This is a genomic window from Subdoligranulum sp. APC924/74 (assembly GCF_003324125.1).
GTDB lineage: Bacteria > Bacillota > Clostridia > Oscillospirales > Ruminococcaceae > Gemmiger > Gemmiger qucibialis.
Window position 1 is genome coordinate 1 of the sequence record NZ_PSQF01000191.1, and the last position, 843, is coordinate 843.

An 843-nucleotide genomic window follows, 5' to 3' on the forward strand; every position below is an offset into this window, starting at 1 on the left:
GAGGACGGAAAGAAGAAAATCCGGCAGTTTGAGAACCGGGAAAAGATGTTGCGTCAAAAGCTATCCAAAGAGGAACGCAGAACACGCAGCCACCGCCTTATCGTCCGGGGAGCGGTCTTTGAGAGCATTGTGCCGGAAGCCAAGAGCATGACCGACGAGGAAGCTACCGCGCTTCTCCGGCTTGCCTTGACGAGTGAACCAGCGCGGGAATATCTGAAAAAACGAGCCGAGGGAACGACAAGCTGAAAATCCCTTAGGAACTAAGGGCGCACTTATACACCCTTACGGGCGTGTGCGCTCTGCCGAGGGCTTATCTCCGCACAGGGAATTTTCCCCGCGCTCCGATTGGCGGCTTTGCCGCAACAAGGGGCTGCACCCCTTGCGCCGCTTTGCGGCTATCCCTGCACACCCACAAAAACAGTACACCCGCCGTTGGCGTCTGTACCATTTTTGCGGGTTTTATTATCCTATCCGGGAGGTGATACCCATAGCCATTTATCATTGGAACATCGGCATTGTGAGCCGAGGAAAAGGCAAATCAGCCGTTGCCGCAGCTGCCTACCGCAGCGGCGAAAAGCTGACAAACGAATGGGACGGAATGACCCATGACTACACCCGCAAAGGCGGCGTTGTCCATACAGAAATCCTACTGCCGCCCCATGCCCCGCCCTCTTTCTCTGACCGTTCTACCTTATGGAACAGCGTGGAGCTTTACGAGAAAGCCGGGAACGCCCAGCTTGCCAGAGAGATTGACGCAGCGCTCCCCATAGAATTATCCAGAGAGGAACAGATCCGGCTTGTCCGGGAATACTGTTCCTCTCAATTTGTTTCCAGAGGAATGTG

The 843-nt window shown here is 55.0% G+C and carries 2 protein-coding genes; both read left to right on the top strand.

Going from position 1 to position 843, the window contains the following annotated elements; genetic code table 11:
• Positions 1-246 (top strand): DUF3847 domain-containing protein (locus tag C4885_RS16165; RefSeq protein WP_114001306.1); only part of this gene is annotated, 246 nt, incomplete at its 5' end.
• A gap of 232 nt (positions 247-478) precedes the next feature.
• A partial coding sequence (locus C4885_RS16170) for a MobA/MobL family protein (RefSeq protein ID WP_158538942.1) occupies positions 479-843 on the top strand: 365 nt, incomplete at its 3' end.